A 15836-nucleotide genomic window follows, 5' to 3' on the forward strand; every position below is an offset into this window, starting at 1 on the left:
TTATTATTTTTAAGTTTTACATGGATGACATGATCCAAAGACTGATCATGTCATCCTGTGATTTTAAAGCTTTTGGGCAACGGACACGGTAAATATTCCAAACTCATCAATACATTGATCTACTTTTTTAAAGCCTGCTGCTTCTACAAGGGCATCCATTTCAGCCTGAGAACGTAAACGCATGACCCATGCATCACCTTCACGATGTGAGGTTAGGGCGCGTGCAATAAATTCTTGCTGAGGATGCCAAATTTGACCTGTGTAAATTAAATAACCATCTTTGAGGATGGCTTTGCTTAAACCTTCCAGTGATTGTCGCAGCAGGTCATTATCACTAAACAATTCATATAAACCTGAAACGACAGCCAACGTCGGTTTCGGTTTAACAGATGCAAGGGATTGTGTATCAAATGCATCGGCTTGAACAAATTCAGCGACATCACTTAAGCCTCGCTCTGCAATCATTTTTTGCCCAGCTTGGACATTAATATCACTATAATCGCGCAATAAAATCGAGTCTGGACGTTTTGGAAGTTGTGTAACGGCATCGAGAATATAACGACCGTGTCCTGAAGCAATATCCATAATTCTGAGTGGTTTACGTTTTTTGATAAGAATGTCAGCGTATTTCTGCACCAGATGCTCAATGTTCTGTTTACGGACACGAATACCACGCCAACCAATCGCATTGAGATATTGTCGGTCAATGATTTTACCAATCAGATTAGCACTTTCTGTTTGGTTACGATAAACGAAGTCTAAAGTGCTACCTGAGTCATACCCTGTATCTTCGCCAATTTTTAAGCCTTTAGATAAATGACTTCCTATTTTCAAATTCTTTTTAGTCAACTCCCAAAATGCATTCTTCATGGATTTCGCTGGGAGTGGCGCACTAAGACCCTCTGCAATGGCACAACTTGAACCAATTTTATCTGCATTTAAAAGATCAGGGGCTTGATATTCCACAGCAAAACATTGCTGAATAAAACGACGGATTTTTTCAGTCGCTATATGACGGTCTTTTTCACCCAAAGTATCGTGAAAGAAGCCATCTAATATATGAAATTCTTTTTTGGGATGCGGTAGTTTTTGATAAAACTGTTGCTGCGGTTTTTGGAAGACCACAAAATCTGAGCCTGAACATAAAACTTGTGTTGGAACAAAGATATTTTGTGCATCCGCGACAATACGTTTTGAAGCATCATATAGCCCCAATAACATTCTGACTGAAATTGCTTTGGCAATTCTAGGGTCGGTATCATAGCTTTGAGCACGTTGTTTATCATGCGTGAGCATATTGGCTTTTACATAGCTTTGTATAAAGAAATTGCCACGCAACTTTGCCATCACCCTTAAGCTTGGTTCAGCAAAAGGCACATATAATTTAATATCAAAAGCAGGAGAGGCTAAGCAGAGCGCACGAATTCTAGGTGCATAATCATGCACCCAAATTGCAGCTAAAACAGCACCAACACTTTGAGCGACTACGGCAATATTTTCCGTAGAAATGGCATATTTCTGTTCAATATGTTGTACGAAAGCTTGAATGTCTTTGACACATACAAAAAAGCTTGGCGCATCACCACGCTCACCGGGCGAATGACCATGGCCGCGCGCATCCCATGCAAAGAAATCGAAATCTGGTAAATTAAGTTCGTTAACTAAATGCGCCATACGCCCCGAGTGTTCATGGCCACGGTGAAAGAGAATAATGGCTTTTTTTGTTGTAGATGGTGTAGCCGTTGCCCAGTGTTGGTAAAACAGTTCGGTCCCATCATGACTGGTAAAAGTGTGTTGACTATTGTTATACATCTATTTTTACTCTGAATAATAAAATTATGAAGAAGTTGTCTTTAAACTATTTTTAATTCGGTTAAATATGGTGAGCAGAAGCAGTAGAGCAATGAGAATAAGAATGCCATTACAAATTCTACCGAGAAGTTGTAGATTTGTACTGATGTATGGAAATATCACAATAGACTTCCTTCATAAATCATTTTTCAATCAATTTAATTGTTTATCTTTCACCCAATCTAAATTGTATATGCCAGCAAGTAAATTAAACCGCAGGTTTAATCTTTTACGACGATTTCTATATACACAAGATAAAATCTTAAAACATTTCATCCTTCCAAATACATGCTCTACTTGAATTCGTCTACGACCAATCTCTCTATTTAACTTTTTTAATTCAGAATCTAGTTTTTCAGTTTTCTTTGCTTTAGATGGCATGAGGCATCCAAAACCCAATTTCTTTATCCCTAAATACCCCTTATCAACAATAAAAAAGGGCTTAAATTTTAATTTCCTCATGCTTTTTTTAAATATTTTAAAATCATGCATGCTTCCATGACTTCCACATACACTCAGTATTTCACCTGTTGTATAGTGCATAGATAGCTGAAATTTAAAGGTATGTCGCTTTTTTTTACCGCTATACCATTTCTTCTGTTTTTTTTGGACGTTGAACTAATATTTCAGTTGCATCAATCACAACAACTTCCCAATCCACTTCATCTCGATTAGGAAGTTGTTTTGGCAAGTTAAATTTTCCAGAACGGATTAAGGTATCTTCAATAACACGTGTAATACGAATTGCACTCGTTTCAGATACACCGTAACTCATACCAAGATGGAAAAATGTTCGATATTCTCTCCAATATTCTATACATAAGAGCAAGCGATCTTCCAACGGTAATTTATGCGGTCGTCCTTTACCAATATGACGAGGTAAATGCTTATTTAGCTCGGCCAACATGAGGTTAAATGTAGCCCAACTAACACCGCTAAGCCTACGAAACTTAACGTCTGATAATTTTTGAATATCTTTGAATTTCATCCAAGGATTATCTCTTGAATTAAATAATTTTGCTGATTAATTTAAGATCAAATAAATTGTACGTTTTTTGATTTATGACGGAAGTCTAATAATAACAGCAATTAAACTGAGCCAAAAAGCGCGATCACTTTTACCCATTGGGCCATCGTAACGCCGTTCTTGGCCAATAAGTGGCGCCATTACACCTGCATATTCGCTGAGCAGGGCAAGAAAAACGACAAGCAATAGTAGTTTTGCATTAATAAAACCAAAGGCAATAAAACAAAGATAGAGTGCAGTATCGGAAATAATGTCACACAATTCATTATAAAAAGCGCCCAAGTTGGACTGCTGTTTAAACTCACGCGCTAACATGCCATCAATTGCATTGAAGGCCATACGAATGAGCATCCACAGTGGAAATAACAATAAAAGCCCAGAAATAGGATGGGCTAAATAATGTTGATATAGAAAATAGCCTAAGCAAGTCGAAATCAACATCGCCAATAAAGTGACTTGATTTGCTGTAATTCCAGATTTATATAACAGTTGTACAAAAGGTCGTAATAGATTTTGAAATGCTGGTTTTAATTGATAGATAGATGGCATCGTTTTAATAATTAATAATAGTTGTTGAAATTTTAGTCAGATTGTACAAGGTTTATCAAGTGCTATTAAGAGGCTAAAAATTAAATGATTTCCTTGTATGAGTTTTCGGTGTTTATATTCACAGCATCGTCAGGCAATATGATATGCGAACAAAAAAGCTCAAAGGCTTTGCAGCAGATTCTAAGAACATTATTGTATCTGCCAAATGCAGGGGAAATAGCCCCAATGATTATGACTCTAAATAATGCCCCGAAACTTTGACATAGTTTTGTGCTGAATATGGTAAAAATGCTAATTCTTTTTCTGTCAGAGGACGAACTTTTTTGGCAGGACTACCGACATATAAGTAGCCACTTTCCAGCACTTTCCCTGGTGGAACCAGTGTTCCTGCGCCAATCATCACGTCGTCAGGAATGATGACATCGTCCAAAACAATGCTATTGATACCAATTAAAACACGGTTGCCGATGGTACAGCCATGTAAGGTGACATGGTGACCAATGGTAACATCTTCACCAATGATTAACGGCGAGCCATTTGGTTTATCTGCTTTTTTATGACTAACATGCAGCATTGCATGGTCTTGTACATTCGAGTTTTTACCAATCCGAATATGATTTACATCACCACGAATCACAGCAAAAGGCCACACAGAAACATTTTCAGCCAAGATGACATCACCAATCACTACCGACATTTCATCGATATAGCAGTTGTTGCCAAGCTGTGGAGTGCTGTTCAAATAAGGGCGAATATTTTTAGCCATTTTGGTGTTCTGCCTTTGCGTAGGTGTCCATTATAAAATAAAAAAGCACCCAGACCGAGGTGTGGATGCTTTAACTTAAGTCTAAATATTACTAGAATAAGTTTGAGAAGAATTGTTTGATGTGGTCAAGCATACGTGCAAAGAAACCTGCTTCTTCAACATCTTTTAGCGCCACAAGTGGTTTTTCAGCAATCACTTTACCATCAAGGCTTGCTACATATTTACCAACCACTTGACCTTTTTTCAACGGTGCAGTCAGTTTCGGTTGAACCACGAGTTGTGTTTTGATTGCGTTGGCTTGGCCTTTAGGCATAGTCACGTTAAAGGTTTCAGCTAAACCAATTTGTACGTCACTTTCTTTACCAAACCACACTTTTGATTTTGCTAAAACTTGGTTCGCAGCTTGAACATTTTTAGTTTCAAAGTTTGCATAACCCCACGCTAAAATTTCACGTGTTTGCGTTGCGCGTTCTTGCATGCTTGGCGCACCAAAAATCACAGAAATCAAACGCATTGGGCCACGTTTAGCCGAAGTTGTTAAGCAATAACCCGCTTCGTCAGTATGACCAGTTTTTAAACCATCCACACTTGGGTCAGTATAAAGCAGGGCATTACGGTTGCCTTGTTTGATACCGTTAAAGGTAAATTCTTTTTCAGAATAAATCGGATAATATTTTGAACTGTCGTGAATGATGTGCTGTGCAAGCGTTGCCATGTCTTTAGCGGTCGAGTAGTGACCTTCAGCAGGCATACCTGTTGAGTTCATGAAGCTGGTATTGGTCATGCCGATACGTTTTGCTTCAGTGTTCATCATGTGAACGAAAGTGCCTTCGTTCCCGGCAATGTGCTCAGCCATAGCCTTAGATGCATCATTACCCGATTGAATGATAATGCCGCGTAACATCTCTAATGCAGTTGCAGTACCATTTAATGGCACATACATACATGATTCTGAACTACTACCACGACACCAAGCAGACTCGTTCATCCGAACTTTTTCATCTTCGGTTAGCTCGCCCGCCAACAACTTTTGCTCAATAATGAAACTCGTCATCATTTTTGTCATTGACGCTGGTGCTAATTTTTCATTTTCATTTTTAGATGCGAGGATTTGCCCAGTCTCATAATCCATCAGCACATATGATTTATTATTTAGTTCTGGTGGTGAGGATAAGACAGTTGCTGCAAATGAAATGCTTGGTACGAGTAATGCCGCAGCAAGGGCGCTTTTTTGAATCATTCTAAGGGGTTCCGATTTCTTTAGTATAAGCACGAGAGCTTTGCATTTTAGGACAAAGTTCTGCCGACTTCTACGGGAGAAATCGGCTTATTTCAAAGATATTGTAACCAATTGGTATTATTTGCTGTAAGTGCTCAATTCTTTACAAATTTCTTGGTTTTTCGCTTTACCTGCTTTTTTCGCATCGGATTGAGCTTCGGCTAAAATAGGCTTAAATTTTTTCTCTTTGCTGAGGCTTTTGAGGTATTCAGTCGGGTTTTTCTGTTGCGGTAGATACTCTTTGGCCAAAGTGTTGTAGCCATTTTCAAACTGACTCTGGTCTGAAACGAGACTTGGACAAACTTCTGATAGGACATAAATTGCAGCCAACTCTTGCTGCGTCACTTGTTGCAGTGGAGTCACTTCAATATTTTCGTCTTTATTGGCCGCATGAGCCGAACTGATGGCAATTAAAGAAGAACCACAAACTGCCAAAATCACTTTTTTCATTACATTTAAATTCATTCTAAACCCTAAGTGCATACATGTTGTTGCCATAATAGGATGAGCTTAAACAAATTTTAAGTAAATGTAAGCGCAAAAATGTATAGAAGCTGTTGAAGTCGCTTCATTGTTTTTACATTTTTCAGTCTAATAAAAAAGGATGAACAACCCCATTATTCATCCTTTCTTTGCGATATAGATGTAAAACTTGAATTAACCTTCAAAGTTTACAACGTCATCACATACTGACTTTTGTTCTGCTTTGTCAGTACCCTTTGCATCTGTACGAGCTTCTTGCAGAATCGACTGGTATTCGCTGTCTGACTGTAATTTTGCATAGGTCATCGACTTATCTGAGTAGTCTTGTAAATAGGTTTGAATTAAAGTTTGAATGTTGCTTTCAATTTTAGGGCCTTGACCCACCAAAGCAGGGCAAAATTCGGTCATGACTTGCGCTGCTGCAATATCTTCTTTCACGATGGTGTTGGCTTCTTCTGTACTTAATCCCTCTAGTGCAAAAGCAGATTGAGAAATCATGATAGCCATGCCTAATCCGAAGAAATTACGTAATGTTAAGCTTTTAATCATTTTTAAAATCACATATTTATGGTGGATGCGGAGACTCAATATATATATTTTCAGTTAGAATTCAATGAAAATTTCTGACCAGTCATTTTTTAATAAAGTTTTTTGTTTTGGACCTTTTAATCGCCAATGATCATCTTAACTCTTCTAATCTTCAGTTTTGGCAGTCTTTAGGATGATCTGCTTGTTGGTGCAGGAATCATATTTAGGATAAAAAACGCGTATACGTGTAGGCAAGTTGTGAACCGAATAACTGTTAATCGCCCTCAGATATTTTATACTGCCGTTTAATATTTTGCGTTTTCACTCCCCAAATGGACGAGGCCGTTCTACTTTGGTGATGTTTAAAACTTTTCATGCTATCAAACACTTCTTGCACCTCCCAGATAAAAGGGTCGAGGCTTTGCTTGACCTCAAAAGAAATGCAACCTTCTTCTTGATGAGTTAATTCAATATGTTCTGGAAGGAGTTCTATCACCATACGGACTTCTTCTTTAGACACACAGATTAATAGGCCATTGAGTTTAACCATAGGGCTCCTTATTGATCTTCGACGTTGTTAGCGTTGGTTTGTTTAGCCGAATTCATCTCATGTCTGACGCGACTAATCTGGTCATATATGACTTTGCGCATTCGGTTTATCGCACCCAGTGGTTTATGTTCAGCTAATGCATGCCATGGTGTAAAGGATAGATTTTCACAAAACTTATTTTGCTCAGGGGTATCAAAAACTTGCTGAGGAATACGAATAGTGGCCACCTTATAGAAAGGAGCTTGGTCTTCTTTCCATTCCGTCATTGAGTCTTCAACAGACATTGCGCTGGATGTCCGAGGTTGTACTAAAAACTCCATGCAGGCATCACGATCTTGTAAGGTCGTTCGAAGTGCCGCTCTTAAAAAGTCCTTTTGAGGAGTAACTGGAATCGGGCTAACAACAGTTGAACATGCACGAGCAGAGTACTTTACCGCTTGACGATGATCGCCGACTCCTAACTGATAGGGCACCATAGACCAGTATCTGGTTTGCAGTGGATTTGAAATTTTATTTCTAGTGTTCAAGGCAATCCAAGTTCCTTTGGCTCCTAAAGCAAAAGGGACATGCAGTTTTTTTAGAAAACGATCGCTGTTGATATCTTGCATAAATGATAGATAACGAGCAGGGTCATTTACAAAGAATACAGGGTGATTGATCATAATGAAGTCTTGCGTAGCCGCAGGTTCATCTAAAAGGTTTTTCTCTGGCACGGCTAAAAGTTTGATCGCCATGCCGCGTGCATCTTTTTTTATATCCGCCTGTTTTGCATTACTCGATCCATTCGAAAAACGAATCCACGCTTGGTAAGTTTTTCCCGGAATAAAAACACCATGGGTCATGTTTTGAGGCAATGCCTCATTTATCTTAAATTCTGCGCGTACGCAACCATGTGCTTTAGGGTGCGCATCACGTAGCGCAATTTCTGTGGCATATTGTTTTCGGATTGTCATTTCAATGATGTTCGCGATTTCTTTAGCCGTGGTGGTCTCATTCGGATAAAGACTTTCACTTAGAGTATTATCTACATCTGGGTATATAAAATTTTTAGGAGAAGTCAACATTACAGGTGGTGTATTTGCATCTACGTTAGCGGTGATACCTGTGAGTAATATGGTATGAAAAAGTAGACCTAAGCGCATAGGCCTTGCGGAGTTAGACATTGATTGTCTCCTTGCTCTAAAGCTGGATTTTTTTAATTTTTAGCCTGATGATATGAACTTGTTTAGTCTTATTTAAGACACAGAATTATGATTATATCTGTGGCATTTTTTTATTCATAGCTACTGTCTAGAAAAAACTTAATGAGGAGCTACTCTGAGTGATCCTGAAAATTTGACATTGGTTTAAAATTTGTTCGATGATGTTTATCTCCCCAAAACCAATAATGATTATAAAAGAGAACGAGCATGAGCGAAAAAAATCAAAGTCATGAATGTTTAGTCTGTGGGCAGAAATTCCTCATTAAAAATCTCATTCCTATGGGGGCAATACGAAAATCTATTACCGAAGAAATTTCACATGATTTTCCAGAATGGTCGCCTCAAAGTTATATATGCCAAGCGGACTTAACCAAATATCGAATTCAGTATGTTCATTCACTGTTAAAGTCTGAAAAGGGGGAAGTGACTGATCTTGAATATGAGGTGATTAAAAGTTTGCAACAACATGAAGTGATCACCAAAAATGTTGAAAATCAGTTGGATCAAAATTGGACTTTAGGGGAAAGGCTGGCAGATAAAATTGCGACCTTTGGCGGTAGTTGGGCTTTTCTCATGTGCTTTGCGACTTTCCTAGCCATTTGGATTATTGTGAATACAGTGGTTATGGTCACGCATCCTGCCGATCCGTATCCCTTTATTTTATTAAATTTAATTTTATCCTGTATTGCAGCGATTCAAGCTCCTGTGATTATGATGAGCCAAAATAGACAGGAGGCCAAAGACAGATTGCGCTCGCAAAACGATTATAAAATTAATTTAAAGGCAGAGTTAGAAATTCAACATTTAAATGAAAAACTAGATCATCTGTTGATGCATCAGTGGAATAGGTTAGCCCAAATACAAGAAATACAACTGGATTTGTTATCCGAAATGAGTAAAAAACGCGAATAACTTGGCTCAACATACTCATGCTTAAAGCGTGTTCTGTAATAGTGAGTGATAGCTAAACTCGCTTTCTTAGATTTTTTAACTCTTTGCTTTATAGTTATTTTTCTATGTAAGAGAAGAGTGCTTTTACAGAATCAAGAGATCTATATTTTATCTTTTTGAAGGCGTACTCTCCAGTAAACACTTTGAACGTATACTTAGCTTCTTTTATTTTTAGGCTCTCTCTTTTTTGTACTCTGCTCATGCAAGAGTGAAGTACTCACCCAGATCAATGATTTCATCTTTTCAGATTGCCTGATCTCAATGTATAGTCGTTCTGCATCGAGGACTCTATAGCTTTTCTTTTCGCTTTAAAGATTTAGTTTTTTTCAAGCTACCCGTAAATCTACCTGTTTGAATTGCAGATTAAAAAGACGAAGACGAGTGCAAAATAGATGTATAAGGCTTTTACCGACTCATATAGATTGAAGAAGATCCATCAGTGAATATTTTAATAGCCAATGACGATGGTGTTTTTGCACCAGGTATTCAAGCGCTCGCACATGCTTTACGTCCATTAGGTCGCGTGGTGATTGTAGCACCCGAAAGTGAACGCAGTGGTTTTTCTAGTGCTTTGACTTTAGATCGACCCTTACGCCCAATCGAAATTGCACCCGACATGTGGGCAGTCAATGGTACACCCGCGGACTGTGTCTATTTGTCCATGAATGGCTTATTTGACTTTGAGTTTGATCTGGTTGTTAGTGGCATTAATAGCGGGGCAAACTTGGGTGATGATGTACTCTACTCAGGTACTGTTGGAGCAGCATTTGAAGGGCGTCTAATGAAACAGCCAGCCATTGCGGTATCACTTGCGGGCCCTGAAGTGCGTTCGTACAATCGTCCAGAAGATTATCATCATGCTGCACAGTGGGTGCATGACTTTGTGAAACAAGGTTTGCCTGCATTGCCACCACGCCATATTTTAAATATTAATATTCCTGATGTAGCTGAGTTACAAGGCGCTAAAATTACGTATCAAGGACGTCGTCTGCAGTCTAAGCCGATTACCAGTCATGTTGACCCACGTGGTCGTCAAGTGTACTGGATTGGGCTTGCAGGTGAAGCTGTGGCAGAACCGAAAAGAGGCTATGATGAGGTAGAGTCAGACTTTTTCGCCGTGGCGAATGGTTTTGTCAGTATTACGCCTATTCAGATGGATGCAACCAACTATGAAGTTTTGCATGCATTACAAGGGCAAATAAGTGCTTAAAAGGCACTACAGCTGAGCAATACAGGGAGTGTATTCAGCTGTTTGTTATAACTTTGTGAAAATACGCGCAGAGATACTATTTTCACATACTTTTTTGCTAATCTTAGCGCAAATTAAACTGATTATTTTTTCTATTTTTAGAGAGTAAGATAAATGTCTGTGTTGTCTCAAATTCGTTTTATTGCAATTCCTACAGCACTACTGAAAACTGTCGTGTTATCCACAGCTGTAGTTTCAACTGTTATTTTGAGTGGTTGTGCTTCTAAACCACAGGTTAACAATGCAACACGTTTTGCGAAAGCACCAGACTATTATACAGTTCGTTCAGGCGACACGCTGAGCGGTATTGCAACTCGTTATGGGCTGAGTTATACCTCTGTTGCAGACATGAATGATATTGCTGCGCCGTATCGTATTTATGTGGGGCAGTCATTACGTTTAAAAGGTTCGGGTAGTCCGCGTACAACCACGACGCAACCTATTACACAAACCGCTCCAATTCAACGTCAAAATGTTGGTCTCCCGAGTCAAAATACGACCACCACAACCACAACAACTCCTGCTAAAGTACCGACCGCACCTGTTGCGAGCTCGAAAAGTTCAACTTTACGCTGGGTAAAACCAAGTAATGGCGCTGTTTTGCAAGGTTATAATTTAGCAAATAATGTAAAAGGTATTCGCTATGCTGGTAACCAAGGTGATCCAATTTATGCAGCAGCAGATGGCCAAGTGGTGTATGCAGCAGACGGATTGAAAGAATATGGAAACTTAATTTTGGTTAAGCATATTGATGGTTATATCACAGCATATGCACACAACAGTGCGATGAATGTGAAGAGCGGTCAAAATGTGACGGCAGGACAGAAAATTGCTGAAATGGGATCCACAGGTGCAACGCGCACCATGTTAGAGTTCCAAGTACGCTTAGATGGCAAGCCAATCAATCCGACTATAGTTTTACCATTAAATTAAAAAATCTGGATGCAACGCAAAAAATTCACCGTATAATACAATGAGTTGTTTTTATCAAATAGATGAAAACTTCTCATGAATCCAGAGAGAATTTTATGTTAGATCAACTACGGGCAATGGGTGTTTTTGCTTGTGTTGTCGAAAAGAGTTCATTTAGTGGTGCTGCGCGTGAGTTAGGCATCACTACAAGTGCTGTGAGTCAGCAAATTCGTTCTTTAGAGCAAGAGATGGAAGTTGTTCTTTTACATCGCTCAACAAGAAAGTTGAATTTAACTGAAGCAGGCCAGGCTTTTTTCCACAGCTGTCAAGAAATGCTCGCCGCTGCTGAACGTGGCAAAATACGTATCAATGAATTGCGCGATGATCTCGTGGGTGAGCTGCGAATAGCCACTACGCCAGAGTTAGGTGCCAATCATGTGATTCCTGCTTTGTCGCATTGGATGTCTGCACATCGCGGATTATCTATTCATATTGAAGCAGATAATCATTATGTGGATTTGATGAATGGGCGAATTGATATTGCCCTCAGAATGAGCCCAACAGTTGACGATCAAAGCGTACATGTTGTGCCATTGGCGCGCGTGGAACAGATTTTGGTTGCTTCACCGAGCTATTTGAATCAGTCTGCACCAATTTCACGACCTGAAGATTTGAAAAATCATGATCTTATTCCGATCACGATTATGAAAAATAATCATGATTTTGATTTTAAAAATGTGGTGACAGGTGACGCAGTTAAACTTGAGATGAAATCAAGAGTAGCCAGTAATAATATTTTAGTGACAAAGACTTTATGCCAACATGGGCATGGGATTGCACGTATTTTATATTTGGATGTCCAAAAAGAATTGGTTAACGGTTCTTTAGTGGAAGTTCTTCCAGAGTGGAAGCTCCCTAACTTTACGCTATACGCCATCATTTCAAAGCATGAACAACAGCCGATGAAGATCCATCGTTGTTTGGATGCATTGAAACAATACTTTTGCCAATTACCCGGTGGTCGTATTTACCAAGAAGCAAGCTAATTCGATAGAGATTGTAATTGACGATCAGTCAACCCATACACATGCTTATAAATTTTAAATGATATAACTACGATAATTTGAGTTAAGCGGTTCACATGGAACCGCTTAACATGGAGAGCAGCAGAGAAAGGCCAAAGCACTTACGTCTGTTGCTCTTTATTTTTTTCATTCACAACAAAAACAATACTTTTATTCTAAGCTATTGAAGCCTATTCAGCCTGATCTTGTGTTAATTCTAAAGCACGTTGGTAAGCAATTTTCTTTTTAATGCCGGTCAAATCAGCCGCTAACTGTGATGCAGCTTTCACCGACAAATCTTGTAAGAGACGTGTTAAAAGCTGGTCGAGTTTTTCTTGCGCCATATCTTTTTCAGTGGTCGCGCCACCAACAACCAATACAATCTCACCTTTTTGTTGATGATGATCGTTTGCAATAAATTCAACCAACTCACCTAAAGTCATCTTCTTAATGGTTTCAAAGGTTTTGGTAATTTCACGAGCAAAACCGACAGGGCGGTCAGCACCAAAGACTTTAGCCATGTCACTGACACTGTCTAAAATACGATGTGGTGCCTCATAAAAAATCAGGGTTTGCGTTTCGTCTTTGAGTTTTTCCAAACTTGCCAGTCGTTGGGTTTGTTTAGAAGACAAAAAACCTTCAAAGCTGAAACGATCACTTGGTAAGCCCACTGAGCTTAAAGCGGCAATGGCAGCACAAGCGCCAGGAACAGGGATTACGCGGATATTATGCTCTTGTGCTGCACGAACCAATTTAAAACCTGGATCACTGATAAGAGGCGTTCCTGCATCACTGATAAGCGCCATATCTTCACCTTTCAACAAACGCTGAATAAGGATGTCAATTTTGTTGCTTTCATTATGATCATGGCATGCAGTAAGTGGAGTTTGAATATTAAAGTGTTTCAGTAATTGTGCTGAAGTTCGTGTATCCTCAGCAGCAATGATTTTGACTGATTTTAGTACATCAATTGCGCGGTAAGTCATGTCATCTAAGTGCCCAATAGGGGTTGCGACTACAAATAACTGGGCACTCATGGGTTTTCTCCGCGCTGCAAAATAATAAAAGGATGGGGGGTGAGTCGTGTGCTTTGGTACATTCAACCGATACCGCGATAAGCATTCTACCTGAATTGTCCGTCGTGGCGTGAGCTAGAATGTTGTCGGCGATGGATTTGCAGGAGTCGGTAAGACATTCGATTGAAATTTAAACGTCAGGAGGGCTTTAAAAGTAGAATGAAATGAATTGATTGGTTCGAGAGACTCACAGCAGTGGTTTTAAACATCAAGACGTGAGATTTTTGATCGAAATTGAGTTTTTCGAAATGTGATGATTAAAAAACAAAAATAAAGTAGGGAAGATAAAGAGATGAAACTGGGACAATGGGCAGAGCAACAAGCTTTGACTGTGCTAGAAGAACAGGGTTATGTTCATGTGCAGTCCAATTATCACTCGCGCTTTGGAGAAATTGATCTGATTGTACAAAAAGGGCAGGAATTGGTTTTTGTTGAGGTCAAAGCACGCTCAAAAACGCGTTTTGCACAGGCTATTGAAACAATTTCCTATTCAAAACAACGCAAAATAGCAAAAACGGCCATGTTATTTTTACAAGATCATCCACATTTCCAGCAATATTATTGCCGCTTTGATGTGATTTGTTTTGATTTTTTTAAAGAAATTGCAAAAACCATACAGCAAGATTTTTCAAAATTCACTTATGATCAGCAATGGATAGAAAATGCTTTTACTTTTGATCAAGACTTTATTAATCTTTGAACAAAATCAAAGCTGAAATGCTGAATTAAAATAGTTTGAAAAGTTGAGGAGTCTTGCTGAGTGTTCAATCGTATTGCAATGACCGTATTATGCGTCGCAAGTTTATCTGGATGTGCAAGTTTCATTTCGGGTGGGACAGGAACAGCCGCTGTAGGAACAGAAAGCGGTGCACGTTCATTAGGGCAGGTCTTTATTGACTCTTCAATTGAGCGTACTGCAAAAATTAACTTATATAAATTGGACAGTCGTTTTAAACAGTCACGTGTCAATATCGAAAGTTTTCATGGCAATGTCTTATTAACAGGACAAGTACCCGATCAACACTTACGTCAGTTGGCTGAAGACAATGTACGTGCGATGTCGGATGTCAAAACCGTGCATAACTACATTACAGTTGGAAACCAAATTAGTTATAGCACCATCATGCAAGACACCTCAGTTACGGCAAATACACGTGGCTTGATCATGAAAGCTGCTGTTGTTTCAGATGCGAAAGTGCGTATTCACACCGAAGATGGCGTGTTATATGTGATGGGACGTTTAAATGGTGCTGAAATTACCGATTTAAACCAAGTTTTACAGCAAGTGGGGAATGTGACTAAAATTATCACACTGGTGGATAATATAGAACAACAGTCCCAAACGACCAGTGCGTTTGCATCACCAATGATCAATTCAACACCGACAGAGCAAACGCCTGTTGCGATAGACCCAGACCAAGTTGAGCCAAATAATGTTCAATAAGCTTCAGCCTTTTGTTCAAAGACTGAATCGTTCGGTAGAGTATGCAAGATTACTCTATCGTGAGTTTCGTATTTATGATGTCGGTAGTTATGCCCTAAACCGTTTAACACCGCGTAAGGGTTATTCGGTCCAAGAAAATGTGGCCTATGGGCTACGCGCGCGACATCGTTTAGATTTGTTTCGTACACTAACACCGCGCGAACATCGGCCTCTGATTGTATTTGTGCATGGCGGTGCATGGATGCATGGCGATAAAAAAGATTATCGTTTTATTGGCGAAGCCTTTGCCAAAGAAGGCTTTGATGTGGCGGTGATTAACTATCACTTGGCGCCTGAGCATATTTTTCCTGCCTCTATTGATGATCTCAGCTTGGCTTTAAATTATCTCAATGTACATCAGCTTAAATATCAAATTTCGACTGAAAAAGTGGTGTTGATGGGACACTCTGCGGGCGCGTTTAATGTGATGTCTGCGCTCTATCATCCGAAGCCATATGAAATACAATGCCGCAGCCAAATTACCGCTATTATTGGTTTGGCAGGCCCATATCATTTCGACTATAAAGGCGATCCAATTTGTGCAGATGCTTTTGATCAGAACAGACCTTATCAAGAGGTGATGCCGTATTATTTCGTCGAGTCGAATACAGTTAAACATTATCTGTTGGTTGCAGAGAATGATGATGTAGTCGGGTTGAGCAATGCTGTTGATTTGGATCGTAGATTGAAAGAAAAAGGTAACTACAGTCAACTTTGGACTGTGCCGCGCATCGGTCATATTTCAATGATTGGTTCAGTATCGAGTTTGTTTAGTCGTTACTTCACGACCAAGCAAAAAATTATGCAGGCGCTCGAGGATGCGCTTAAGCACTAATTGGCATTTAACGTGTATTTGTTGTAGATAT

General features: G+C 39.3%; 16 protein-coding genes and 3 pseudogenes. 7 read left to right on the forward strand and 12 right to left on the reverse strand.

Going from position 1 to position 15836, the window contains the following annotated elements:
- Window positions 1–63 precede the first annotated feature (63 nt).
- The 11 genes and pseudogenes from HUK62_RS06710 to HUK62_RS06755 all read right to left on the reverse strand — a co-directional run bounded on the left by HUK62_RS06710 (window position 64) and on the right by HUK62_RS06755 (window position 8196).
- Window positions 64–1812: a bifunctional alpha/beta hydrolase/class I SAM-dependent methyltransferase gene (locus HUK62_RS06710; protein ID WP_176537431.1), complete on the reverse strand. Its 1749-nt coding sequence runs from the start codon at window positions 1810–1812 to the stop codon at window positions 64–66.
- A 24-nt stretch (window positions 1813–1836) separates the two neighbouring features.
- A pseudogene (locus tag HUK62_RS19270) lies at window positions 1837–1977 on the reverse strand (CDP-alcohol phosphatidyltransferase family protein); the annotation flags it as partial.
- 27 nt (window positions 1978–2004) lie between these two features.
- A pseudogene (locus HUK62_RS06715) lies at window positions 2005–2397 on the reverse strand (transposase family protein); the annotation flags it as partial.
- Between the two features lie 37 nt (window positions 2398–2434).
- Complete coding sequence (locus HUK62_RS06720) at window positions 2435–2839, reverse strand: transposase family protein (RefSeq protein WP_176536857.1); 405 nt, start codon at window positions 2837–2839, stop codon at window positions 2435–2437.
- Between the two features lie 93 nt (window positions 2840–2932).
- Window positions 2933–3427, reverse strand: a pseudogene (locus HUK62_RS06725) (CDP-alcohol phosphatidyltransferase family protein); the annotation flags it as partial.
- A 229-nt stretch (window positions 3428–3656) separates the two neighbouring features.
- Window positions 3657–4193 (reverse strand): gamma carbonic anhydrase family protein, encoded by a 537-nt coding sequence (locus HUK62_RS06730; protein WP_004694206.1) that lies wholly within the window; start codon window positions 4191–4193, stop codon window positions 3657–3659.
- A gap of 91 nt (window positions 4194–4284) precedes the next feature.
- On the reverse strand, window positions 4285–5433 hold the full coding sequence (dacC, locus tag HUK62_RS06735) for a D-alanyl-D-alanine carboxypeptidase PBP5/6 (RefSeq protein ID WP_004694204.1): 1149 nt from the start codon (window positions 5431–5433) through the stop codon (window positions 4285–4287).
- A 117-nt stretch (window positions 5434–5550) separates the two neighbouring features.
- The gene (locus tag HUK62_RS06740) at window positions 5551–5937 is read right to left on the reverse strand and encodes a hypothetical protein (RefSeq protein ID WP_176537432.1); all 387 of its coding nucleotides are present in this window, start codon (window positions 5935–5937) and stop codon (window positions 5551–5553) included.
- A 192-nt stretch (window positions 5938–6129) separates the two neighbouring features.
- Entirely contained in the window at window positions 6130–6504 is a 375-nt protein-coding gene (locus tag HUK62_RS06745) for a hypothetical protein (protein ID WP_176537433.1), read from the reverse strand.
- A gap of 253 nt (window positions 6505–6757) precedes the next feature.
- A complete protein-coding gene (locus HUK62_RS06750) occupies window positions 6758–7033 on the reverse strand; it encodes an antibiotic biosynthesis monooxygenase family protein (RefSeq protein ID WP_125281851.1) in 276 nt (91 codons plus the stop codon).
- A gap of 8 nt (window positions 7034–7041) precedes the next feature.
- Entirely contained in the window at window positions 7042–8196 is a 1155-nt protein-coding gene (locus tag HUK62_RS06755; RefSeq protein ID WP_176537434.1) for a catalase family protein, read from the reverse strand.
- A gap of 246 nt (window positions 8197–8442) precedes the next feature.
- Between HUK62_RS06755 and HUK62_RS06760 the strand changes: the two genes are divergently transcribed.
- The 4 genes from HUK62_RS06760 to HUK62_RS06775 all read left to right on the forward strand — a co-directional run bounded on the left by HUK62_RS06760 (window position 8443) and on the right by HUK62_RS06775 (window position 12393).
- Window positions 8443–9147, forward strand: coding sequence for a DUF1003 domain-containing protein (locus HUK62_RS06760; protein WP_078388870.1), 705 nt, complete (start codon window positions 8443–8445; stop codon window positions 9145–9147).
- Between the two features lie 478 nt (window positions 9148–9625).
- Window positions 9626–10396, forward strand: a complete 771-nt coding sequence (gene surE / locus HUK62_RS06765) for a 5'/3'-nucleotidase SurE (RefSeq protein ID WP_176537435.1) — start codon at window positions 9626–9628, stop codon at window positions 10394–10396.
- 153 nt (window positions 10397–10549) lie between these two features.
- Entirely contained in the window at window positions 10550–11368 is an 819-nt protein-coding gene (locus HUK62_RS06770; RefSeq protein ID WP_176537436.1) for a peptidoglycan DD-metalloendopeptidase family protein, read from the forward strand.
- 95 nt (window positions 11369–11463) lie between these two features.
- Entirely contained in the window at window positions 11464–12393 is a 930-nt protein-coding gene (locus HUK62_RS06775; RefSeq protein WP_176537437.1) for a LysR family transcriptional regulator, read from the forward strand.
- Between the two features lie 209 nt (window positions 12394–12602).
- Here HUK62_RS06775 and rsmI read toward each other — a convergent pair whose 3' ends face one another.
- Window positions 12603–13448, reverse strand: coding sequence for a 16S rRNA (cytidine(1402)-2'-O)-methyltransferase (gene rsmI / locus HUK62_RS06780; RefSeq protein ID WP_062034476.1), 846 nt, complete (start codon window positions 13446–13448; stop codon window positions 12603–12605).
- Window positions 13449–13779: 331 nt separating this feature from the next.
- Between rsmI and HUK62_RS06785 the strand changes: the two genes are divergently transcribed.
- Genes HUK62_RS06785 through HUK62_RS06795 form a run of 3 tightly spaced genes read left to right on the forward strand, consistent with a single transcriptional unit; the run spans window position 13780 to window position 15805 of the window.
- Window positions 13780–14187, forward strand: coding sequence for a YraN family protein (locus tag HUK62_RS06785; protein ID WP_005399780.1), 408 nt, complete (start codon window positions 13780–13782; stop codon window positions 14185–14187).
- A 60-nt stretch (window positions 14188–14247) separates the two neighbouring features.
- Complete coding sequence (locus tag HUK62_RS06790) at window positions 14248–14931, forward strand: BON domain-containing protein (protein ID WP_005399779.1); 684 nt, start codon at window positions 14248–14250, stop codon at window positions 14929–14931.
- Window positions 14921–15805: an alpha/beta hydrolase gene (locus tag HUK62_RS06795; protein ID WP_005399778.1), complete on the forward strand. Its 885-nt coding sequence runs from the start codon at window positions 14921–14923 to the stop codon at window positions 15803–15805. Before HUK62_RS06790 ends, HUK62_RS06795 begins: the two co-directional genes overlap by 11 nt.
- Window positions 15806–15836: the final 31 nt, after the last annotated feature.

Source organism: Acinetobacter sp. NEB 394 (assembly GCF_013374795.1).
GTDB lineage: Bacteria > Pseudomonadota > Gammaproteobacteria > Pseudomonadales > Moraxellaceae > Acinetobacter > Acinetobacter johnsonii.

Coding starts and splice junctions, on each gene's coding strand:
- HUK62_RS06710 (WP_176537431.1), bottom strand. CDS start 1,812: ATGTATAACAATAGTCAACACACTTTTACCAGTCATGATGGGACCGAA.
- HUK62_RS06720 (WP_176536857.1), bottom strand. CDS start 2,839: ATGAAATTCAAAGATATTCAAAAATTATCAGACGTTAAGTTTCGTAGG.
- HUK62_RS06730 (WP_004694206.1), bottom strand. CDS start 4,193: ATGGCTAAAAATATTCGCCCTTATTTGAACAGCACTCCACAGCTTGGC.
- dacC (WP_004694204.1), bottom strand. CDS start 5,433: ATGATTCAAAAAAGCGCCCTTGCTGCGGCATTACTCGTACCAAGCATT.
- HUK62_RS06740 (WP_176537432.1), bottom strand. CDS start 5,937: ATGAATTTAAATGTAATGAAAAAAGTGATTTTGGCAGTTTGTGGTTCT.
- HUK62_RS06745 (WP_176537433.1), bottom strand. CDS start 6,504: ATGATTAAAAGCTTAACATTACGTAATTTCTTCGGATTAGGCATGGCT.
- HUK62_RS06750 (WP_125281851.1), bottom strand. CDS start 7,033: ATGGTTAAACTCAATGGCCTATTAATCTGTGTGTCTAAAGAAGAAGTC.
- HUK62_RS06755 (WP_176537434.1), bottom strand. CDS start 8,196: ATGTCTAACTCCGCAAGGCCTATGCGCTTAGGTCTACTTTTTCATACC.
- HUK62_RS06760 (WP_078388870.1), top strand. CDS start 8,443: ATGAGCGAAAAAAATCAAAGTCATGAATGTTTAGTCTGTGGGCAGAAA.
- HUK62_RS06770 (WP_176537436.1), top strand. CDS start 10,550: ATGTCTGTGTTGTCTCAAATTCGTTTTATTGCAATTCCTACAGCACTA.
- HUK62_RS06775 (WP_176537437.1), top strand. CDS start 11,464: ATGTTAGATCAACTACGGGCAATGGGTGTTTTTGCTTGTGTTGTCGAA.
- rsmI (WP_062034476.1), bottom strand. CDS start 13,448: ATGAGTGCCCAGTTATTTGTAGTCGCAACCCCTATTGGGCACTTAGAT.
- HUK62_RS06785 (WP_005399780.1), top strand. CDS start 13,780: ATGAAACTGGGACAATGGGCAGAGCAACAAGCTTTGACTGTGCTAGAA.
- HUK62_RS06795 (WP_005399778.1), top strand. CDS start 14,921: ATGTTCAATAAGCTTCAGCCTTTTGTTCAAAGACTGAATCGTTCGGTA.